Below are 21,822 nucleotides of genomic sequence, written 5' to 3' on the forward strand. Positions count from 1 at the left end.
CACCGCATGTGCGTCGCGCGTGCCGATGACCGACGCTTCGGGCACCGCCTCGGCCAATTCCGCGAGGCTGCGCTGCGGAGTGTGTCCCGGTCTCGGCTGGCCGGTCGCGGGGGGCGGTTGTTTGAGCGGGTTCGGCACGACCGGCAGGCTACCGTGTCCCGGCGTGCCCGCGTGCCAGCGACCCCGGAAGATCCCGGCAGGTTTCGACTGCTCACAGAACCGTTATCAGATCGTCACTGCGCGATCATCGGGTGTCCCGCCGCCGATCGCGTCTGGCGACCTCACCAGGTGACCGGCAGGTCCGGCGGCTTGGTCCCGGTGGGCGGGATCGCCTTGCTCTGCAAGGCGAAGGACATCACCTTCTGGAACACCGGGGCCGCGATCGAGCCGCCGAAGTACGGGCCGCTCGTCGGGTTCTGGATCACCACGGAGACCACCAGCTGCGGGTTGTCGGCCGGGGCGAATCCGATGAAAGAGGCCGTGTAGCCGCAGTAACCGCCGCACCGGCTGTCGTAGCGGTTTGCGGTACCCGTCTTGCCCGCGACGCGGTATCCCGCGATCTTCGCGGCCGGCGCGGTGCCCTTCTCCGAGACGACAGATTCCATCATCTGCTCGACCTGGTGCGCGGTGCTGGCGGAGACCACCTGGGTGCGTTGCGCGGTCGGGGCCGGGGTGAATCGGCCGTTCGCGTCGACGTATCCCTTGACCAGATTGGGCGTTACGCGCACCCCGGCGTCGGCGATCGTGGCGAACACACTGGTGGCCTGTACCGCGTTGACCGAAAGGCCTTGGCCGAACGGGATGGTGTACCGCTGCGATCCGCTCCACTTGGACGGGGGCGCGAGGATGCCAGCCGATTCGCCGGGCAGGTGCAGGCCGGTGGGCTGGCCGAAGCCGAACTCGCTCATGTAGCGGTACAGGAGCTGGTCCCGGTTAGGGCCGAACTTGTCGCTGGTCTCGATGGTGCCGATGTTGCTTGACTCGGCCAGCACGCCGGTGAGCGTGAGTTGTTCGGTGCCGTGGTTGGTGTCGTCGCGGAATGTGGTCCCTTCGCGCAGGATCGCGCCGGGCACCACGACGCGCGTGGTCGGCGTGGCCACACCTTGCTGTATGGCTGCGGCCATCGTGATGACCTTGGCCACGGATCCCGGTTCGTAGACCTCGGAGACCGCGCGGTCGCCGAGGTCGGCGGGGTTCGCGGCGGCCAGGTTCGACTGGTCGTAGCTCGGCGAGGTGGCCAGCGCCAGGATCGCGCCGGAGCGCGGGTCCATGACCACGACCGTGCCCGAGGCCGCCTTGGACTTGGCGACCTGCGCGTCGATTGCCTGCTGCGCGGCCCACTGGATCGGGCTGTCGATCGTGGTCTCGATGGAGGTACCGGGCACCGATGCCTGCTCGTTGATACCTGCGGTCGGGATCTCGGTGCCTGCTGCGGCCTGATAGGAGATCCGGCCGTTCTTGCCGGCCAGCGTGCTGTTGTAAGCGCTTTCCAGACCGGCTGCGCCCTTTCCGGAGCCATCGATGAAGCCGACGACGTTGGCGGCCAGGGGTCCGCTCGGGTAGACCGTCTTGGCGTGCGGTACGCCGTAGACCCCGGACAGGCCGAGCGCCTTGATCTGGTTCCAGACCTGCGGCGTGACCTGGTTGGCCAGCATGACGTAACGGGTCGTCACGTTGGACAGCTTGGTGCGCAGCGCGAGGACGTCGACGTTGCCCGGCGGGTCACCGAGCAGCGCCGCGAGCTTGGACGCATAGACCGCGGGGTCCTGTTTGAGGGATCTGATCTGCACCGGGTCGGCGGTGACGTCGACCGCGTCGGCCGATTCGGCAAGGGGCTGGCCTGCGGAATCCAGTATCGATCCGCGCGTCGCGGTCAGCACGTAGTCCTGGGTCCGCCCGGCCGAGGCGCTGGCGCCGTAGCCGGCCGAGTCCATGGCCTGGAGTTGGAAGATCCGGCCGCCGAAGAGGGAGAGGATGAACGCCATCGCGATCATCCCGACCCGCAGCCGGCGGCGCGGATCGCCGAGCCGCAGCGGCTTCGCGGACACGCCTGGCGCAGCCGAGGGCCGCGACGGGGCGGGCGTGAACCGGTTTTCGGCGCGGGCTCGCGCGGCCGGGCCCGGCTTGGCGGGCTGACCTGGTGTACGACGCGGCGGTACACCGCGGCCACTTGCTGCGCCCTTCTGCGGGCGATTGCTGTTGCGGTCCGGGCTCACGGGCGCGATCCGGTGGCTGAGGCCGACGCGGTCGGCGTGGTGGCGTCCTGCGGTGACGCCGAGGCACCGGCCGAGGACTTGGGCGACACGTTCGGCGAGACGGGTACCGCCGGGGTCTTCGCCGGAGGCATCGCGCGGCTAGAAACTCCGGGAGACGCGCTTGCCGTGGCGGTTGCGGACGCCGACGGTGACTGGGACGCATTCGCCGACGGCGACGAGGACGCCGCCGGCGCGGGCGGAGCAGTGGTCGGCGCCGGGGTCGGGACGCCGAGCACCGCGCCGTTACCGGGGTCGAGGAACACCGGACGCGGGTTCGGTACCAGGCCGAGCGCGGCGGCCTGCGAGGCGAGCGCGCCGGGGGCGGCGAGCCCGGCGAGGCGCAGTTGCAGCTCCTGCTGTTGGTCCGTCAGCTGGCTCTGCCGTTTCTGTGCGGCCTGGATCTGGAAGGCGCCGCGGTCCAGCGCGGTGTTGAGCAGCAGCAGGAGCACTAGGCCGATGGCGAGCAGGCAGAGCACGAGGATGGCGAACGGGACCACGGAACGGCGTCCGGCGAAGCCCTCGATGACGGCGACCGGACCCGCCTTGCCTGGGCGGCGCACCGCGGCCGGCGGCCGGTCGGGCGGTCCCGGGCTCATCGCCGCACCCCCGTGCCTGCTGCAACCATGGCGGCCAGTATTCCGCACGAGCCGAGCCGGGCGGTGCAACGGCGCGGCCTGTGGCCCCTATTCTCAGATTTACAGCCAGATCTTCAGGTAGGCACAGTTTCAGGTCGGCACAGTTTCAGGTAGGCACAGTCTGAGGTCGGCTCAGCCTCAGGTTCAATCAGCGGCGCCGGTTCGCGCTCTTCCGCTCGCTGCCCTTGCCAGTGTTCTTCCGCTCACGGCTCATCAGCCGGTCCGCGACTGCGCCCTCCCGCACCCGCTCGGCAGCCCGGAACTTCGCCGACGCGGCCCTCGGGTTCTGCGCTACCTCATCCTCGGTCGGCTCCTCGGCCCCGCGCGTGACCAGCTTGAGCAACGGCTCGGTGTCGGGAGGCGCGATGGGCAGGCCGGGCGGAGCCGTCGAAGCGGCGCCGGCCGCCAGGACCCGCTTGACCAGGCGGTCCTCCAGCGAGTGATAAGCGAGCACGGCGATCCGGCCGCCGACCGCCAGTGCGTCGACCGCGGCCGGGATCGCCCGCTCCAGCACGGTGAGTTCAGCGTTCACCTCGATCCGCAGTGCCTGGAACGTGCGCTTGGCCGGATGCCCGCCGGTGCGCCGCGTGGCCGCGGGAATCGCCGTACGCACCAGTTCCGCCAGTGGGCCGGTCGTCGCGATCGGCTCCTTCGCCCGAGCGGCGACGATCGCCGAGGCGACCCGGCCCGCGAAGCGCTCCTCGCCGTACTCGCGCAGGATGCGAGCTAGCTCTGGAGCCGAATACGTGTTGACGACCTCGTAAGCAGAAAGCGCCGCGCCCTGGTCCATCCGCATATCCAACGGGGCGTCATACGCATAGGCGAAGCCGCGCTCGCGCAGGTCGAGTTGCAGCGAGGAGACGCCGAGGTCGAACAAAATGCCGTGAATCCGCGGCACGCCCAGCCGATCCAGCACTGTGGGCAGCTCGTCATAGATCGCGTGTACGAGATCGATCCGGTCCGCGAAGGCGGCAAGCCGCCGGCCCGAACGTTCGAGCGCCTGCGGATCGCGGTCGAGACCGATCAGCCGGATCTGTGGAAACCGGGTGAGTAGCGCCTCGCTGTGCCCGCCGAGACCGAGCGTGGCGTCGACGAAGACCGCGCCGGGGGCCGCCGCCGCGGCCAGGGCCTCGACGCAGCGGTCGAGCATGACGGGCACGTGCCCGGCTTCACCGGAGGGTTGTGGATCGTCGCTGGAATCCGGCTCGGCAGCCGGTCGCGAATCACCCTTTCGAGCCTTGTCGCCGCCGCCCTGCGGATCACTCACCATGTCGGCCAGTATTCCATCGCAGCTCACGGCATCGAACCACGACAGCCGGCACCCGGCGCGCCGGAACGCCGCGACACGCCATGGCGACGCAGCACACCGATACGCCTCGGTGGGGCGACACTGGAAGTGGCGCCGCGGCCGTAGGTCCCCGCCCGCTCGGATGTACTCACGAACGCTCTGGAACCGGGGAAGGGGCTTCAGAACGCGGGTGAGCGGGTGGAGGCCCACGGCCGCGGCGCGCCGCTTTTTCAGCGGCGATCGCGACCCTGGTCCGTTGGCCTGGGCAATGCGCTGCTCAGGGTGCTCGGTCAGGGCAGGTCCGGCGCCACCCCCCGGAACAGGTCGTCCTGGTCCAGGTCGGCGAAGGCCGGTTCCTTCTCGGCGACGTAGCGGTCCCAGGCCGCCGCGTCCCACAGCTCGAAGTGCGTGTCCGCGCCGACCACGGCGACCTGCTGGGTCAGGCCGGCGTACTCGCGCAGCGCGGGCGGCAGGGTGATCCGGCCCTGCTTGTCGAAGGACTGCTCACTGGCGCCCGCGTAGAGCACCCGCAAGTAGTCCCGGACCGCGCGGGGCGAAGCGAGCGGTCCCGCCGAGGGGGCACGGCGAATCCGGTCGGCCGCCTCGGCAAACGCCGACGCGGGCCACACCGAAAGGCACCGCTCCTGCCCCTTCGTGATCACCAGCCGCTCCGTTCCGTCGATCCTGGCCGCCTCCTCGCGGAACCGGGCCGGCAGGATCAGCCGGCCCTTGTCGTCCAGGCGCGGGACGAAGGTGCCGAGGAACATCGGCGCCTCCTACCGGCCAGGACGGACCACTCGGCCTCGGACTTCTCCTCGGACGTGGCGGTCAGCGGACGTTGCGCACAGGACTCGGCAGGGCGCGCTACGAGTAACCACGCCTTGACGTCATCCCACACGGCCTCCACTTCCCTCCACTCTACTCCACAAACCGCCCCCTACGCCGTCCGAGTACTCCACTTCGTCGCAGATTCCGGGTTTCCGGACGACTTAGGAAAAGGGCAGGGCGACACGGATTGGATCAGGGTTCGGTTCACTCGGCGGCGGAAAACGAAAGGGCCGTCCCACCTCTTGCACATACACGGTCGGCATCGGGCAAGATGACCCCAACGGCCGACCAATAAAGAGTGGCCGTGAACGAGGGGAGGGTCCGGTGCCGGGCAGCACTCAGGCGCAGGACGGCGAACAGTACGATCAGCGCCAGGACCAGCGCGCTGCGTCCGGAATCCAACGGGCTGACCGGATTTCCGCGGTCACCGAGCGGATCCACCGCCGGGTCGAGTCGGTCATCGAGGGCAAGGGCGAGGCGGTGCGTCTCGCGCTGACGGTGCTGCTGGCCGAGGGGCACCTGCTGATCGAGGACGTTCCCGGTGTCGGCAAGACCATGCTGGCCAAGGCCCTGGCCAAGTCGATCGACTGCACGGTGCGGCGCATCCAGTTCACCCCGGACCTGCTGCCCTCGGACGTGACCGGCGTGACGATCTTCGATCCGCAGCGGCGCGAGTTCGAGTTCAAGCCCGGCGCGGTGTTCGCGCACATCGTGCTCGGCGACGAGATCAACCGCGCCTCGCCGAAAACCCAGTCCGCGCTCCTTGAGTGCATGGGCGAGCGCCAGGTGACCGTGGACGGAGTCAGCTATCCGCTGGACACCCCGTTCATGGTGATCGCGACGCAGAACCCGGTGGAGATGGAGGGCACGTATCCGCTCCCCGAGGCTCAGCGCGACCGTTTCATGGCTCGCATCGCGATGGGTTATCCGGCGCCGGCCGCCGAGCTGCGGATGCTCGACGGGCACAGCGCGGCCAATCCGCTCGACGAAGTGGTACCGGTCGCCGGGACGCACGACATCATCAAGCTGATCGACGCGGTACGAACCGTTCATGTGTCTGAGGACGTTAAGCGGTATGTGATCGACCTCGTTACGGCCACACGCTCGGTCGGCGATCTGCGCCTCGGTGCGTCACCGCGCGCCGCGCTGCACCTGGTGCGGGCCGCCCGCGCCAAGGCCGCGCTGGAGGACCGCGATTTCGTGCTCCCGGATGATGTGAAGGCGCTGGCAGTACCGGTACTCGCACACCGGCTGATCCCTACCGCGGAGGCGAGGGTCGCCCGCCGCTCCCCCGAGCAGATCGTGCTGGACCTGCTCGACCAAGTCCCGATCGACGGCCAAACCACACGGCGCCCACGCGCCTGACAGGCAGTCAGCGATGAACACGCGCCCGCAGTCAAAGGTCCGGACCACGTTCCGGACCTTCTCGGCCGGGCTGACCACGCGGGGGCGTGCGTTCCTCTCCGCGGGGCTGGCCTCGGCCGCCTGCGCGATCCTGCTCGGCTACGGTCCGCTGCTTCGCGTGGCGATCCTGCTGGTCGCGCTGCCGTTGGCGGCAGCCGGGATCACGTCAGCTTCGCGTTACCGCATCGCATGCCGGCGCAGCCTAGAACCGGCACGGGTACCCGTCGGTTCTCCGGCGCGCGTACATCTGCGGTTGGAAAATGCGGCGCGGCTGCCGAGCACGCCGCTACTCGTTGAGGATCAGGTGCCTTATACGCTTGGTTCGCGGCCGCGCTTCATCCTGCGCCGGATCGAGCCTGGGGGCAGCCGTCGCGTCGCGTACCGGGTGCGGTCGGACAGCCGTGGCCGCTACCAGCTCGGTCCGCTCTCCTTACGCAGCGCGGATCCGCTTGGACTGTTCGAGCTAACGCGCTCGTTCAGCGCCCAGCACACGCTGACGGTCGCGCCCAAGGTCGAGTCGCTTCCCGCAATCACGCTCGGCACCGTGTGGGCCGGGCACGGCGACGGCCATGCCGCGCACGCAGCGGCGGCCGGCGAGGACGACGTCGGCGTGCGCGAATACCGCTATGGCGACGAACTGCGGCGCATCCACTGGCGGGCCACCGCGCACCACGGCGAGATGATGGTGCGCCGCGAGGAGCAGACCTGGCACAGCCGCTGCACCATTCTGCTGGACAACCGCTCGGGCGCACACCGGGGCACCGGCCCGACGGCTTCGCTGGAGTGGGCCGTCTCGGCTGCCGCAAGCAGCGCGATCCACCTGCTGAACAACGGCTATACCGTGCACCTGAGCACCGGTGACGGCGGCGGCTCGATCCTCACCGACTCCGAGGACGCGGTACTCGACTCGCTCGCCGTGCTGCGGCCGGTGCACGCGGTGGGTCTGAGCCTTAGTCAGGCTGCTGCTGATGACCGGGCCGACAGTCTGATCATCGCCTTCCTCGGCACCTTGACCGGCACGGACGCGACCGACCTGGCCCGCGCCAAGCCAGCCACGGCCAGCGCGGTCGCATTCCTGCTGGACGCACAGACGTGGGCAGGCAGCTCGACGCCGGTCGCCGCGCTTCCGGCCGGGTTCGACGACGACCAGCAGCACGCGGCGGCCGTGCTGGAAGCAGGCGGCTGGCAGGTCGTCACCGCGCGCGCCGGGGACCGGTTCCCGGACCTGTGGCGGGTAGCTTCCCAGCACACCGCCGCACGCGTCGGCGTCGGCGACGATTCGTTGACCATGGGCACGCCCACAGCCGCCGTCGTGAGCGCGACGACGGCCGACCCGGGCGAGGTCGCGGGAGTCAGCGCCGGGGGAACCAGCGCTGCCGGAAACGGCGCTTCTGGAAACGGCGCCGTGGGAATCGGCACCGCGGGAAACAGCGCGTCGGAGGCCGGGCGATGACAGCAGGAGGCTTGCGATGACTCAGCCAGGCCGCGCGCCGCTGCGGCTCACCGTCGCCGCCGGTGTCGCCACCGCCACCGCCACGGTAGGCCTTGAGCGGCTGGTGCAGGCCGGGCCGTGGCTGACCATCTGCCTCGCGCTGATCCTGGTCATCGGCGCGGCGGGCCACCTGGCCCGCACGGCCCGCCTGCCGCGCCCACTGGTCGTGCTCGCCCAAATCGTCGCCGCGCTGCTCGCGCTGACGCTGCTGCGGGCCGCGGACAACGCGATCGCGTTGATCATCCCGGGGCCCGGGGCGCTGCACGAGCTGGCCGACCAGGTCGCCGCGGGCCGCGCCGACATCACCCACGAGGCGCCGCCGGCCGCCGCTACCCCCGGCATCACCACGATCGTCGCGATCGTCTGCGCCGCCTTCGCGATCCTCATCGACGCCGTCGCGGTCACCTACCGCCGCGCGGTGCTGGCCGGGCTGCCGCTGCTCGCGGTGTACCTCATCCCGGCGACGCGCCGCCCCGGCGGCATGAGCTGGCTGGCGTTCGTGATATCAGCCATCGGCTATCTCTCCCTGGTCAGCGCCGAAGGCCACGACCGGCTCAACCGCTGGGGTCGCGCGCTCGGCGGACCGGCGCGGGTGCCCGGCGAGCTGTCCGGCCCGGTGAGTAATCCGCACAGTTCGCTCTCCCGGCGGATCACCAGCACCGCCGTGGCCGCCGCGCTCGTGCTGCCCTGGTTCATCCCGACGCTGCCCGGCGTGTTCAAGACCGGCGGGAACGGCGGGGTGGGCGACGGCAGCGGGACGATCAGCATCGACCAGAGCGTCACCATCCAGAAGTCGCTGACCTCGCAGACCCCGGTGCCGCTGCTGCGCTACACCACCGACTCCGGGCAGGTGCGCTCGGACTATCTCGAGATGTCGGTGCTGGACAAGTTCGACGGCAACAGGTGGGTCTCGGGCTCCCTCCCGCAAAGCCCGCTGGACAACAGCGCGTCCTTGACGATTCCGGGCCTGACCACCTCCGGCATCAAGCAGACTTCTGTGGTCACCCGGATCTCCGTGATCGGGAACTTCGCGTTCAACGCGGTCCCGGCACCGTACGCGCCGAGCAACGTCACCGGCATCAACCAGCCGCTCTACGACCCGAGCACCCTGGAGATCGTGCCCGGAGACTCCGCCAACCGGTCCCGCGAGGGGCTGCGTTACACGGTCACCAGCACTGACATCGTCCCGACCTCCGAGCAAGCGGATTCGGCGACTGGACCGCTCGACCCGGGCCTTAGCCGCTACCTTCAGCTGCCCTCGGACTTCCCGGCGGACGTGCGGGCCAAGGCCCAGCAGATCACCGCCGCGGGTCAGACGCCGTACGAGAAGGCGCTTGATCTGCAGGACTGGTTCCTGGCGAACTTCACCTACAGCCTCAATGTGCCGGCCGGCGACGGGAACAGTGCGATCGAGGCGTTCCTGAAGGACCGCAAGGGCTTCTGCCAGCAGTTCGCCGGCACGATGGCGGCGATGGCGCGGTCGCTGGGCATCCCGGCCGTCGTCGATGTGGGCTTCACCCCGGGCAGTGCGCAGACCGACGGGACGTACGTCGTCACCACGCACGACGCGCACGCGTGGCCGATGCTGTACTTCTACGGCCTCGGCTGGCTGCGGTTCGAGCCGACGGTCAGCATCCAGACCTCCGGCCGCGGCAGCTCGCCGAGCTGGACCCACATCACGCCGGGCCAGCTGCACTCGAGCGGCGGGGCGACGCAGTCCTCGCAGAACCCGACGGCGAACCCGAGTGCGACGGCGAGCAACTGCCCCGCGCAGATCCGGCGCATCTCAGGCGGCTGCGAGAGTTCAGGCAACGACGGCGCGCTGGCGGCCAGCAGGCCGTTCGCCTCGTGGGGGCCGTTCGGCGTCATCCCGCGCTGGTTCGAGCACTGGTTCCTGACCGGCAGCGCGGCGCAGATCGGCGGGAAGCTGGCGGTCCTGGTGCTGCTACTGCTCGCTGCGGTACCAGCGCTCGGCCGAATCGGCCGGCGGCGCAAGCGGCGGGTGCTGGTCAAGCAGGCCGAGCGGTATCTGGCGCGGGCGGCGCGAGGCGAGGTGCCGGAGGTGTCGCAGTCCGGATCCGGGATCGGCGGCCGCTGGCGGCAGGAGGCGCAGCGGTCGCCGATGGCCACGATCGCACTCACGGCCTGGGCCGAACTGCGCGAGTGCGCGGACGACCTCGGCTACGAGTGGGTGGACAGCGACACCCCGCGCCAAGCGGCCTCGAGGCTCACGGCGGCCGCGCGCATGGACGACGAGGCGCGAGAGGCATTCGGCCGGGTGACCACGCTCACGGAGCGGGCCAGGTACGCGCCGACCGAGCAGTACGACCAGCCGACGCTGCGCGCCCTGCCGAGGGATCTGCGCACGTTGCGCGGGGCGCTCGCCGAGCATGCCAGCCGAGCGAACCGGATCAGGGCCGCGATCCTGCCCTCCTCCTCGCTCACTCGGCTGCGTGAGCGGCGCGAGCGCGTCTCGGCGTCGATCTACCGCGGCGGCCGCAGACCGCAGGACTGAAAGCGGACCGGAGTGCAGAGGTCACGGAAGGCGCGGCCGGATGAGTCGCGGTCGCTTGCCGACTGGGAGATGAACCGCAGCCCGCTCGACCGGCGATCGCCGCGCGGTGTGCGCGGGCTCGGCCGTGCGCTCGGCCGTGCCTTCGCCTGGTACGAATGGGTCCTCTTCGTACTCGTCTTTCCGCTCGCGTTGGTCATCTACTGGGTTTTCCGGCTGCTCTGCGGCGCCTTTGACGCCCGCATCCCGCCGCCGCGGCGCGGAGTTGCGAGCCCGTCATTCCGGGTCGGCGCATCGTGGCGAACCGCTCCGTGGTTTCCGCCTGAGATGATCTGGAAGCTGCAGCCGCCCGGGATCGAGCCCGGCGTGCTGCGCCGACTCCTCCGCCGACTGACCCGATGGCTGTGACCGGTCCGCAGCTAGGGCGTGTTTTAGAACCCGTCGCGCTCGCGGCGGCGCTGCCAGCGCAGCTCCATCCGCTGGCCGAAAGATCCGGCCCGCGCTGAGCGGCGCGGCCGCAGCTTGAAAGCCGGCACGATCTGCCCCGGCGCGGGGACTCTGCGCCAGACGATCCAGGCCAGCCAGGCGCACGCGACGACCACAGCGCCGCCGGCCGCGTCGAGCGCGACGCGTCTGGCGACGATTCCATAGCCGATCATCGCCCCGCCCGCGAGCACGCCAATAACAGAGAGCGCGACGCGACGCCGCAGCCTGCGGCGCAGCTTGTCGCCCTGGAGCGCAGACGCGAACTTCGGGTCTTCGGCGTGCAACGCCCGCTCCATCTGCTCGAGCAGCCGTTGCTCATGCTCGGACAGCGGCACGGGGTCCTCCTCGCTGGACGTGACGCAAGGGCGAGATGCGGTCGTTCACTACCAACACCTCTCGAAGTCAAGGATAGGCAGGCCCCCGCGTGTGCGGAACGGCGCTACTCAATTTTCCGTTTCCGGACCTTCCGCAGCGCATGAGGGCGCACCCGCCGCAGTCCACCCGTTACGCCTCGTCCAGCCCCGCCAGCACGTGAAGCTGGGTGGCCATGGCGCGGAACTCGGGCAGCGCCGAGGCGGCGGCTTCGAGGGCCAGCAGGTCGGTGACGTTCGCGGCGGGTCCGCTGCCGGCGGGCGCGTCGGCCGCTGCGGCCGGGACCAGGTCCGCGAAGATCCGCACCCCGTGCACGGCGCGCACGCTCAGCCCGGCCTGTGTGACAAGGTCTCGCAGCGCCTGCTCGCCGAAGCGACGCGGCACCGGATCGTGGACGCCGAAGCGGCCGCTCGGATCGTGCAAGGCGGCGAGGGCTTCGGCGACATGGCCGCCGAGCGCTCGGGCGAGCACGACCGCGGTGCGGTTCGCGGCCAGGACGCTGGCGATTCCGCCGGGTCGCAGCAGTCCGCGTGCGGTGCGGCAGCCCTCCGCTGGATCGTCGACGAACTCAAGCACGCCGTGGCAGAGGACGGCGTCGGCGCATTCGGGTTCAAGCACGTCGAACACCGTGGCCAGATCGCCCTGTGCGGCCCGTACCGCATCGGACACTCCCGCCTCGGCGGCCCGGCGCTCGAGTGCGGCCAGGGCGTCAGGGCTCGGATCGATCACGGTGACCCGGTGGCCGAGCCGGGCCAGCGCGACCGCGAAGCCTCCGGTGCCGCCGCCGACGTCGACGATGTCGAGCGGCACGGTTCCGGCTACAGACGGCCCGGATCGAGTATCTGCAGCCTCGCGCTTGATCGTTTCCAGAGCCGACCGCACCACATCCCAGACGACGGCGGTCCGCACCGAGCTTCGGGGATTCGTGCGGTCGGTAACCACGGCGGGCCTCACTTCGACGGCTGTGACACTTCAGCGGCGGCGGGGGCCACCACGCGCTGCGTGATCAGGTTAGGCCATGCTAGTGCCGCTACACGCGAGGTTAATCGGGCCGCGCAGACGCGATCTCCGCCGGTTCCAAGAGTCGCATCGCCTCGTGCGCCACATCGGCGGCGTCGAGCGGTTCGAGGTCTGGATCCTCGGCGCGGAAGGTGCCGATGCGACCCGGTTCGGTCCCAGGGCCCTCGAAGCGGACGGTTACCCGGCCGACGCCCGCTCCCTGCACCCAGCCCTGACCGCGCTGCGCGTGCCGCACGTCCTGCCCCGCTAACCAGCGGCGCGCCGTGCTGTCTACCGGGACCGGGCCGAAGAGCGTCACCGCGGGCACCGCAGAGGTGTCTGCGGGTGTGCCCGTGAAAGCGCCGCTCTCGGCTTCAGGCAAGGCATCTGAGGCCGTGTCACTCAGCTCGCCGAGGTCCACGCCTGACTCCGCCGCTCCGACCGCCACCGCCTCTGCTTCCGCTTCCGCTTCCACCTGCGCGATCGCCTCCGCAGCGGCGAGTTCCCGCTCGACACGCGAGAGTTCGGCGACCAGGTCCCCCTGCGCGTAGTCGGCGAGCCCGGACATGCCTACGCCCAGCAGTCGGATGCCCGTCGATGAGACCGTCGCGGCCGGTACCGCATCCTCGAGCAGCCTGATCGCCGCCTCCGTGACCAAGCGCTCATCGTCCGTCGGCGCGCCGAACGTCTCCGAGCGGGTGACCGTCGTGAAGTCGTGCCCGCGCGCCTTCACGGTGACCGTGCGGCCGGTGTGGCCCGAGGAACGCAGCCGACGCACCACGCGGTCGGCCAATTCGGTGACCGCCGCGCGCATCGCCGCCCGGTCGGCCAGGTCGTGCGGGTAGGTGTCCTCGGCGCTGATCGACTTGGTGGGCCGCTCCGGTTCCACGGCGCGCGCGTCCATGCCCCGGGCCAGCCGGAACAGCATTCCGCCCCACGCCACACCGAGCAGTGCGACGAGATCGGCCTCCGTCAGGACCCTGAGATCGGCAACTGTGCCCACGCCGATTCTGCGCAGCCGATCGGCGGTGGCGGGCCCGACACCCCACAGCGCGCGCACCGGCAACGGGTCGAGCCACTGCAGTTCGCCACCGGCCGGGACGATCACGCAACCGTCCGGCTTCTCGGCGTCGGAGGCGACCTTCGCGATGAGCTTCGAGGTACCGCCGCCGACCGATGCGGTAAGCCCGGTCCGCTGCGTAATCCGCTCCCTCAGCGCTTCGGCGACTTCCCGCACCTGTTCGGCGTTCTCGGGTGCTCCACTAGCCATCGCGGCCAGGTCCACGAACGCCTCATCAAGGCTGACCGGTTCCACGAGCGGCGAAAGCTCACGAAGCGTCCGCATGACCACGGTGCTCACGGCGTGGTACGCAGGGAATCGTGGATAGAGGTACGCCGCGTTAGGGCACAGCCGTCGGGCCAGCGCGGTGGGAATGGCCGAGCGCACGCCGAAGACACGCGCTTCATAGCTGGCCGTTGAAACCACGCCGCGCAGCCCCACACCGCCTACGATCACCGGTTTTCCGCGCAGGCTCGGCTTGTGCTGCTGCTCGACCGCCGCGTAGAACGCGTCCATGTCCACGTGCAGCACCGACGGCGCCTTGCGCGTCGCTGCGGGCGGTGAACGGTCCATGTCTCTATGGTCCCGCCTGGCACTGACAATGCCCATGCACGCCTGACCACGGAAAAAACGCGGATTCGTCGCGTCCAGCCACCTCCCGACTGCGTTAAGCGGTCAAGCTCGGTGCGGATGTTGCGACTCGGATACGGAAACGCAGAGGGCCGCGACGGTCACCCGCCACGGCCCTACTATCCACGTGTCCGCACAGCCGGAGGCTCAATCCGACGTCGTCACCAGGTCCGTCCTTCGGCTCACGCTCGGTGACGGGCGCTCCCCGCTCAGGGTTGGGAGCGCGCGGCACCGGGCGCACCGGTCCCGGCGGACTCCGCACCTAGGCGGAGCACTGATAACGATAGGGTCACAGGGGCATAACCGCCAAGTCCTGCGCGCAAACTCGGTCGGGTTTGTGCCGCACTCGCCCGACCCGATTCGCGTCGCCCCAGGTCAGCGAATTCCGCCCGGTGAAACTGCGGCCTAGACCACACTCCCGCTTTCACGGCCGCAACCGGTACCGGGGCCGTGTAACGGTGCTGCCGCGCGTTACCGCGTGGCAGCACTCGAACAGAGGCGGTGACAGTCCGTCAGGTCACCGGGTCGGCTTCCGGTCAGCTCTCCGCAGCCCAGCCCGGCATCGGGAATCCGGTCAGCAGATCCCTGATCTCCCCCGCGACCTTCTCCAGGTCCGCGGTGACCTCGGGCTCCTTGAGCCCGTCCAGCGAGCCCGCCCGCGCCGCGACCGCGACCGCCGCGTCGATCCAGCCCGCTACCTGCGCCATGTTCTCGGTGGCCAGCCCGCGCGTGGTGATCGCGGCCGAGCCGAGGCGAAGGCCGGAGGGGTCGAAGGGGCGACGCGGGTCGAAGGGCACCGTGTTGAAGTTCAGCTCGATGCCGGCCGCGTCCAGCGCCTTGGCCGCGACCTTGCCGGTCACGCCCTTGTTCGTCAGGTCCACCAGCAGCAGGTGGTTGTCCGTGCCGCCGGAGACCAGGTCGAAGCCGCGTTCGGCGAGCGCCTCGCCGAGCGCCTGGGCGTTCGCGACGATGTTGGCCGCGTAGTCCTTGAACGAGGGCTGCGACGCCTCCTTGAGCGCCACCGCGATGGCTGCGGTGGTGTGGTTGTGCGGGCCGCCCTGAAGGCCCGGGAAGACCGCCTTGTCGATGGCCTTGGCGTGCTCGGCGGTGGACAGCAGCATCGCGCCGCGCGGGCCGCGCAGGGTCTTGTGCGTGGTTGTGGAGATGACGTCGGCGTGGCCGACCGGCGACGGGTGCGCACCGCCCGCGACAAGACCCGCGATGTGCGCCATGTCGGCCAGCAGGATCGCGCCGACCTCCCGGGCGATCTCGGCGAAGGCCGCGAACTCGATGGTGCGCGGGATCGCCGTGCCGCCGCAGATGATCAGCTTCGGCCGCTCGCGCAGCGCGATCTCACGCACGTCGTTCATATCGACCCGGCCGGTCTCCTTGCGCACGCCGTAGTGCACCGGCCGGAACCATTTGCCGGTGATCGAGACCGGCGAGCCGTGCGTCAGGTGGCCGCCCATCGGCAGGTCCATGGACAGGACCGTGTCGCCGGGGCTGAGGAAGGCGAGGTAGACGGCGAGGTTGGCCGGCGAGCCCGAGTACGGCTGCACGTTGGCGTGCTCGGCGCCGAACAGCGCCTTCGCCCGCTCCACGGCCAGCGTCTCGACCGGGTCGATGATCTGCTGGCCCTCGTAGTAGCGCTTGCCGGCGTAGCCCTCGGAGTACTTGTTGGTCAGGACGGTGCCAGTGGCTTCGAGGACCGCGGTGGAGACGTAGTTCTCCGAGGCGATCAGCCGGATCTTCTCGTATTGGCGGCGCGCTTCGGCCTGGACCAGGCCGGCGATTTCCGGGTCGGTCGCGGCGAGGTGCGGTACGGCGGGCTCGTGCATGTCTGCCTCCATCGTTCACTGAATCTACGGTGGGGCGAACACCCAGGCGCACGGTGCCCACTCGGAACGGCGAGCCGCTTCCCGGTGGTTACGTCCACCTAGTCGGCCTGTCTCCCACGCCGAAGCGCCAGTCGCAGCTCGCCGGAAACGATCCTACCGACCGGCCCGCACCAGCGTCCCCACGCATTCCACATGATGCGTCATCGGGAAGAGGTCGAAAGCGCGCAGGTCGGCCAGGGTGTATCCATGCTCGGCGAAGTAGGCCACGTCCCTGGCCAGCGCCGCCGGATCGCAGGCGACATAGGCGATGACGCGGGGGCGCAGCCGCGCGATCCGCTCGACCACGCCGCGTCCGGCTCCGGAGCGCGGCGGGTCCAGCACGACGACCTCGGCCTCGAAGTCCTCCGGCGCCTGATCCAGTGCCTTGTCGACCCGCTCCTCGACGATGACCACCTGCTCGAAGCCGGCCAGGTTCGCGGTCGCGTCCGCTACGGCGGCCGCCTCGGACTCGACCGCGACGACCTCGCCATCTGCGCCAACCGCTTCGGCCAGGCTCGCAGCGAAGAGGCCGACGCCACAGTACAAGTCCATCGCGGTCTCCCCCGGCTGCGGCTTAACCACATCCATGACCGCCTTGACGAGCACGTCGGCCGCTGCCGGGTGAACCTGCCAGAACCCCGAGCCGCTGACTTTCCACGTGCGACCGGCGGCGACCTCACGCACGTGCGCGCGGCCGTGAATGCGTTGTGTGCCGCCCTTACCGTCCCCGCGCAGGACCGAGACGGGGACGTCCAGCTCGACGAACGGCACGCGCTGGCCCGGCTGCGGAGTCACCACGACCGTGCGGTCCGATGAACCGGTCGCCGCGATGACCTCAACGCCAGCCATGTCCGGCCACGCACGGGACTCCACACCAACTTGCTCGACCTCAGGCGTAGCGATGATGCAGTGGTCAATCGGCACGACGTCATGCGAGCGGTGCTTACGCAGCCCGATGCGCCCTTCGTCGTCCACCGCGAACTGAACGCGACTACGCCAGCCAAGACCGTCAGCACTTCCCGGGATCTCCTCGACCACGACCTCGCGGTCGATCTTCGCGAGCCGATGCAGCTGCTCGGTGATCACCGCGGCCTTGAGCCTGCGCTGCGCCTCGGGCGTCACGTGCTGCCAGTCGCAGCCCCCGCACTTACCCGGTCCCGAGAACGGGCACGGCGCCTGCACACGGTCGGGAGAGGCCGTCAGCACCTCGACGGCGTCGGCTCGCAGGAAGCGATCGCCCTCGGTGCCTTCCGTCACCTCCACGACGACCCGCTCACCCGGGAGCGCGTGCCGTACGAACACCGCCCGGCCCTCGTGCCGCGCGACACAGAAACCGCCGTGCGCCACTGCGCCCACTTCCACCTCAAAGCGCTCCCCGGCAAGGCTTGGTCCGGCGACTTTCTCGTCCGCGCGGCCCGCCCGCGGCTGCCTTGCTGACGAGTTCGCACGAGCCGAGTTCGTGCGGGAGGCGTAACGAGCGGGCACTGGGGGATCCGATCTACAGCGGAGGACCGTGCCGGGCGGCTCGGTCGGGCTCAAATACCAGGGTAGGACCTGCGGCACGCCCCGCCGGACGGCCGCGAACCCCGCCCTGGGCCGCGCGCCCGACAGATGATAGACACAGAGCGGCAAGACGCCTGTGCGCCCGTCCGGCGCGTACGAGCGCGCCACAACCGACCGAGGAGACCACGCAGTTGCATATCGTGATCATGGGCTGCGGCCGCGTGGGTTCCGCGCTGGCCCTGAGTATGGAGGACCTGGGCCACTCGGTCGCCGTGGTCGACCAGGATCCGAACGCCTTCCGCCGCCTCGGCACGGGTTTCGCCGGACGGCGGGTGACCGGCACCGGCTTCGACCGGGACACGCTCAACGAGGCCGGCATCGAGGGCGCGGAGGCTTTCGCCGCGGTTTCCAGCGGAGACAACTCGAACATCCTGGCCGCGCGGGTCGCCCGGGAGACCTTCGGCGTGGAGAACGTCGTCGCCCGCATCTACGACCCGCGGCGCGCGGAGATCTACCAGCGACTCGGCATCCCCACCGTGGCCACGGTCCGGTGGACCGCCGATCAGATGCTGCGCCGGCTGCTACCCGCCGGGGCGGACGAGCACTGGCGCGACCCTTCCGGCACGGTCGTCCTCGCCGAGGTAAACCTGAGCCCGGGCTGGGTCGGCCACCGTGTCTCACGCCTCGAAGACGCTGCGGGAGTGCGTATCGCGGCCATCACTCGCCTTGGGCACGGCATGCTGCCCAGCAACGACACCGTGCTGCAAGAGGGCGACCTCGCGCACGTGGCATTGCTCGCCTCGGAGTTGCCCAAGGTCGAGGAGATCTTCGCGAAGGGACCGGGACACTGATGCGCGTCGCCATTGCCGGAGCCGGCAACGTGGGCCGCTCGATCGCCGTGGAGTTGCTGGAGAACGGGCACGAGGTGCTGCTCATCGACAAGGAACCGCACCAGATCGCGGTGGACGAACTGCCGCGCGCCGAATGGCTGCTGGCCGACGCCTGCGAGATCGTCTCGCTGGACGAGGCCGGGCTGCAGCGCTGCAATGTCGCGATCGCCGCGACCGGCGACGACAAGGTCAACCTGGTGGTCTCGCTGCTGGCCAAGACCGAGTACGGGGTGCCTCGCGTGGTGGCCCGGGTCAATCACCCGAAGAACGAGTGGCTGTTCAACGACGCCTGGGGCGTGGACGTAGCGGTCTCGACGCCGCGGTTGATGTCGGCGCTGGTCGAGGAGGCCGTCTCGGTCGGTGACCTGGTGCGCCTGCTGCGCTTCAGCCAGGGCGACGCGAACCTGGTGGAGCTGACCCTGCCGGCCGACGCGCCGCTGGTCGGCACGGGGATCGGCGAGGTTTCCTGGCCGGAGGACACCGCGCTGGTCGCGGTCCTTCGCGGCGGCCGCGTGCTGGTCCCGAGGCCGGAGAACCCGCTGGAGGCGGGCGACGAGTTGCTGTTCGTCGCGGCTCCGGATCGCGAGCAACAGTTGGAGGAACTGCTCTCGACGCAGTAGGGGCACGCCCCTGCGGCGAGGAAAGTTGCACCGAAACTGACGCCCCGTCGGCTGACTTCTCCGACTTCTCGGAGCAGGCAGCCGACGGGGCGCTTCGTTCAGTTCGGTAACACGCAATTCTTAGAGGTTCAGGAGGCCTGCGCGGGCAGCGGTGCCTTCTTGATGATGCGCCAGCACACGAACACGACCGCGAGGTAGAGCGGATACCCGAGGACGACCTTCGCGGCGCCCAGCGCAGTCAACTGATTCCCCAGATAGAGCGGGATCTCGATGGCCACCCGCAGCGCGAACATCCCGGCAAGCAGCCAGGTGGAGATCGTGAACACGCGCAGCCGCTCCGGATGCTCCCGCCAGGTCATCATCTCCCCAGTGATCGGACCGATCACCACGCCGACGATCGGCCAGCGTGCCACGGCGCTCACGCTGAACAGCACCGCCTCACCGAGGTTGAGCAGCACACCGGGCAGATAGAAGTTCTTCGCCTGGCCCGTGTACTTGGCGAACGCTGCACACAGCACGACGCCGAACAGCCCGCTCAGCGCGTGCTGGAGCTTGTCCCGCTGCGCCAGCCGCACCACGGTCAGCACGGCCGCGACGGCCACGGCCGACCACAGCGAGGTATTCAGATTCGTCGTCGCCGTGTAGACGATGATGAACACGACGCTCGGCAACCCGGCCTCGGTGAGCCCACGCTTGCCGCCGAAGTTGGCGAGGATCGACTCCTGGTACGCGGCCAGGCGTTCCTCGTGGCTGACGTCGCCGGCTTCTGCCGAGGCGCCATCACGCGGATCCGGCACGCCGGTTTGCGGAGCGACGGTGCCCGATTGAGGAGCAAAAGGGGACGGAGCCGCCTCGGGCGGGGGGAAAGCTGACATGCCGTGCATCGTAACCAAACACACCGCGGCGGAGGGGGATCCGGCCGAATCAGCACCGGATTCGATTCCCGCCGCCGCGGTGAAAAACCAGTCTTCTACCTGACTTCGGTGATCTCCGGTCCGCGCTGGAACGGGTCGAGCCCCCCGCTGTACGGCGAGGCCGCCTCTTCCTCTTGAACCGGCTCGGTGGGCTGGGCGTTCTTAGGCATCGTCATCGGAATCGGGTCACGCGGCGCCATCGCCTCGGTGCCGCGCACGACCACGATCTCCCGGAACACCTGGTCCACCCCCGCAGCGGCGTCCGGCTGTACCGCACCGAGGCCGTACACGACACCACGCAGGAACCAGCGCGGCCCGTCCGCGCCGACGAAACGCATGACCTGGATGCCCTGGTTGCCGTCAGGTAGCCGGACCGGCACGCGCGCGCGCAACTCCGGGCCGAGCTGGCCGATGCCGCGGTCGACGATCCCGCCCTGCTTGGTGATCTCCACCGCGATCTCGTCGCACACGTCGGTCCAGATGCCCTCGCTACGCGGCGCCGCGAAGGCGTTCACCTGGAGCGCGCTCTGCCCGAGCTCGATCCGGATGGCCACCAGCTGGCCCTGCTCGGTCATCTCGACCCGGATGTTGCCGGCCGCCGGAACCAGCAGTCCACCGAAGTCGATCCGGCCTTCGTGAGGGTCGTCGAGCTCCGTCGCGTCCCAGGGCCCGTTCTCCCGGCCGGAACCCTCCTCAGGGGCCCGCCGCGCGCCGCCCTGCGCGTCCTCGTAGACGTCGTCGGCCGACTCCTCGAAGCCGTCGTCCGGCTCCGCGTCGCGCCCTCGCCGTCGGAACATCGTCTCGTCTCCCCATCCTGTAACCACTGTCCGCGGCTGTCCGCGTCCGACTGTAGATCGCCGCGCCGCGCCTACCGGCCGGTGGATCCGAACCCGCCCGTGCCACGCGCCGTATCCGGCAACTGCGCGACCTCGCGGAAGCGGGCCCGCTCGACCCGCTGCACCACGAGTTGGGCGATCCGGTCCCCCCGGTGGAACACCACGGGGGCATTCCGGTCCAGATTGACCACGATCACCTTGACCTCGCCACGGTACCCCGCGTCCACCGTTCCGGGGGAGTTGACCAAGCCCACTCCGTAGCGGGCGGCGAGACCGGAGCGGGGATGCACGAACGCTGCGTAACCCTCCGGCAGCGCGAGCGCCAGACCGGTGGGCAACACTGCCCGCTCGCCCGGCTCGACAACGGCGTCCACGGCGGTACGCAAGTCCGCGCCGGCGTCACCCATATGGGCGTACGTCGGCAAGGGAAGGCCTGGGTCGAGGCGGGTGACCAGAACGTCCACGTCGGCACCCGGCATGTCCCCGGCGACCACCATTCCGCCACCCACACCGTCCGGGTCAGTGGCGGAAACGGCCTGCGGCTGCGCGCGCGCCAGTTGATCCGTCACGGGTTCACCTCGAAGGCACGCAGCATCCGATAGTCGTCTGGATTGTCCAAGACCGCTTGGACCTCCTCCGCGCGGCCGTGCTTGGCGAAATGGCCAAGCCGCACCTCGACGAACAGCGCGGTCGCCTGCGCCGCTAGTTCACCGTCCGGACTGTCGAGCCGGCCTTCGGCGCGGTGGTAGAGCTTTCGGCCGTGCACGCCCACGCAGCGCGCGGAGAAGTGCACGGTACTGCCGAGCGGGACCGGCCGGACGAAGTCGGTCTCCAGGCGGCCGGTGACCGCGGGGATCCGCATCATCCAGTGCAGAGCGCCCATGACCTCGTCGAAGGCGAGCGAGAGCAGGCCGCCGTGGATGAGCCCGGGCGCACCCTGATGCGGCGGACCAACTTCGAACTGCGCCCGCACCGCGACGCCCTCGTCGGCGAACATCCGCAGGTGCAGGCCGTTGGGCTGCTCCTCACCGCAGGCGAAGCACATCGGATAGTGCTGGCCGAGCTCGGTGCCCGGAGCCGGTGCCTGCTCGTGGCGCTGCGGGGACTCGGCGTCCGGTGGCGGTGTAGTCGGCGTGACCGGCCCTGAAATGCCCGCAGCGGCGGCGTGCGGTACGGCGTTGGGTGCGGGCTGCTGGCTCAGGTCGGATCTGCTCACGCCGC

At 70.1% G+C, this 21,822-nt stretch carries 18 protein-coding genes, 1 pseudogene and 1 riboswitch; of the genes and pseudogenes, 6 read left to right on the forward strand and 13 right to left on the reverse strand.

Going from position 1 to position 21,822, the window contains the following annotated elements; genetic code table 11:
- Positions 1–281 precede the first annotated feature (281 nt).
- The 4 genes from VN779_RS20735 to mraZ form a co-directional block, all read right to left on the reverse strand.
- On the reverse strand, positions 282–2,048 hold the full coding sequence (locus tag VN779_RS20735; protein ID WP_325725880.1) for a penicillin-binding protein 2: 1,767 nt from the start codon (positions 2,046–2,048) through the stop codon (positions 282–284).
- Positions 2,049–2,212: 164 nt separating this feature from the next.
- On the reverse strand, positions 2,213–2,851 hold the full coding sequence (locus VN779_RS20740; RefSeq protein WP_325725882.1) for a hypothetical protein: 639 nt from the start codon (positions 2,849–2,851) through the stop codon (positions 2,213–2,215).
- 187 nt (positions 2,852–3,038) lie between these two features.
- Complete coding sequence (rsmH, locus tag VN779_RS20745) at positions 3,039–4,160, reverse strand: 16S rRNA (cytosine(1402)-N(4))-methyltransferase RsmH (protein ID WP_325725884.1); 1,122 nt, start codon at positions 4,158–4,160, stop codon at positions 3,039–3,041.
- Between the two features lie 308 nt (positions 4,161–4,468).
- Entirely contained in the window at positions 4,469–4,945 is a 477-nt protein-coding gene (gene mraZ, locus VN779_RS20750; protein ID WP_324843197.1) for a division/cell wall cluster transcriptional repressor MraZ, read from the reverse strand.
- Positions 4,946–5,402: 457 nt separating this feature from the next.
- On the opposite strand from mraZ, the gene VN779_RS20755 reads away from it, so the two are divergent.
- The 4 genes from VN779_RS20755 to VN779_RS20770 all read left to right on the forward strand — a co-directional run bounded on the left by VN779_RS20755 (position 5,403) and on the right by VN779_RS20770 (position 10,822).
- Positions 5,403–6,371: a MoxR family ATPase gene (locus VN779_RS20755; protein ID WP_349260872.1), complete on the forward strand. Its 969-nt coding sequence runs from the start codon at positions 5,403–5,405 to the stop codon at positions 6,369–6,371.
- Positions 6,372–6,384: 13 nt separating this feature from the next.
- The gene (locus VN779_RS20760) at positions 6,385–7,863 is read left to right on the forward strand and encodes a DUF58 domain-containing protein (protein WP_325725888.1); all 1,479 of its coding nucleotides are present in this window, start codon (positions 6,385–6,387) and stop codon (positions 7,861–7,863) included.
- A gap of 16 nt (positions 7,864–7,879) precedes the next feature.
- Complete coding sequence (locus VN779_RS20765; RefSeq protein ID WP_325725892.1) at positions 7,880–10,417, forward strand: DUF3488 and transglutaminase-like domain-containing protein; 2,538 nt, start codon at positions 7,880–7,882, stop codon at positions 10,415–10,417.
- 69 nt (positions 10,418–10,486) lie between these two features.
- Entirely contained in the window at positions 10,487–10,822 is a 336-nt protein-coding gene (locus VN779_RS20770) for a hypothetical protein (RefSeq protein ID WP_325725894.1), read from the forward strand.
- A gap of 23 nt (positions 10,823–10,845) precedes the next feature.
- Here VN779_RS20770 and VN779_RS20775 read toward each other — a convergent pair whose 3' ends face one another.
- From VN779_RS20775 to VN779_RS20795, 5 genes and pseudogenes are all read right to left on the reverse strand, one after another.
- The gene (locus VN779_RS20775) at positions 10,846–11,235 is read right to left on the reverse strand and encodes a DUF3040 domain-containing protein (RefSeq protein ID WP_325725896.1); all 390 of its coding nucleotides are present in this window, start codon (positions 11,233–11,235) and stop codon (positions 10,846–10,848) included.
- 169 nt (positions 11,236–11,404) lie between these two features.
- On the reverse strand, positions 11,405–12,214 hold the full coding sequence (locus VN779_RS20780) for a methyltransferase domain-containing protein (RefSeq protein WP_325725898.1): 810 nt from the start codon (positions 12,212–12,214) through the stop codon (positions 11,405–11,407).
- A 100-nt stretch (positions 12,215–12,314) separates the two neighbouring features.
- Positions 12,315–13,904 (reverse strand): DNA polymerase IV, encoded by a 1,590-nt coding sequence (locus tag VN779_RS20785; RefSeq protein ID WP_325725900.1) that lies wholly within the window; start codon positions 13,902–13,904, stop codon positions 12,315–12,317.
- A 593-nt stretch (positions 13,905–14,497) separates the two neighbouring features.
- Entirely contained in the window at positions 14,498–15,799 is a 1,302-nt protein-coding gene (gene glyA, locus VN779_RS20790; protein WP_325725902.1) for a serine hydroxymethyltransferase, read from the reverse strand.
- 33 nt (positions 15,800–15,832) lie between these two features.
- A riboswitch (ZMP/ZTP riboswitch) is annotated at positions 15,833–15,944 on the reverse strand.
- A gap of 8 nt (positions 15,945–15,952) precedes the next feature.
- Positions 15,953–17,224 (reverse strand): annotated as a pseudogene (locus VN779_RS20795) (class I SAM-dependent RNA methyltransferase); the annotation flags it as partial.
- A 308-nt stretch (positions 17,225–17,532) separates the two neighbouring features.
- Between VN779_RS20795 and VN779_RS20800 the strand changes: the two are divergent.
- Together VN779_RS20800 and VN779_RS20805 are read left to right on the forward strand one after the other, a co-directional pair.
- Positions 17,533–18,192, forward strand: coding sequence for a TrkA family potassium uptake protein (locus VN779_RS20800; protein ID WP_349260870.1), 660 nt, complete (start codon positions 17,533–17,535; stop codon positions 18,190–18,192).
- Positions 18,192–18,851, forward strand: a complete 660-nt coding sequence (locus VN779_RS20805) for a TrkA family potassium uptake protein (protein ID WP_325725906.1) — start codon at positions 18,192–18,194, stop codon at positions 18,849–18,851. Before VN779_RS20800 ends, VN779_RS20805 begins: the two co-directional genes overlap by 1 nt.
- Before the next feature lie 128 nt (positions 18,852–18,979).
- On the opposite strand, the gene VN779_RS20810 is transcribed toward VN779_RS20805, so the two are convergent.
- From VN779_RS20810 to VN779_RS20825, 4 genes are all read right to left on the reverse strand, one after another.
- Positions 18,980–19,726, reverse strand: coding sequence for a DUF3159 domain-containing protein (locus VN779_RS20810; protein ID WP_325725908.1), 747 nt, complete (start codon positions 19,724–19,726; stop codon positions 18,980–18,982).
- 95 nt (positions 19,727–19,821) lie between these two features.
- Entirely contained in the window at positions 19,822–20,562 is a 741-nt protein-coding gene (locus tag VN779_RS20815) for a DUF3710 domain-containing protein (RefSeq protein ID WP_325725910.1), read from the reverse strand.
- Positions 20,563–20,633: 71 nt separating this feature from the next.
- The gene (gene dut, locus VN779_RS20820) at positions 20,634–21,080 is read right to left on the reverse strand and encodes a dUTP diphosphatase (protein WP_349260873.1); all 447 of its coding nucleotides are present in this window, start codon (positions 21,078–21,080) and stop codon (positions 20,634–20,636) included.
- Positions 21,081–21,166: 86 nt separating this feature from the next.
- Positions 21,167–21,751, reverse strand: coding sequence for a PaaI family thioesterase (locus VN779_RS20825; protein ID WP_349260874.1), 585 nt, complete (start codon positions 21,749–21,751; stop codon positions 21,167–21,169).
- Positions 21,752–21,822 lie beyond the last annotated feature (71 nt).

The sequence above is a fragment of the Actinocrinis sp. genome, from assembly GCF_035605935.1.
GTDB lineage: Bacteria > Actinomycetota > Actinomycetes > Streptomycetales > Catenulisporaceae > Actinocrinis.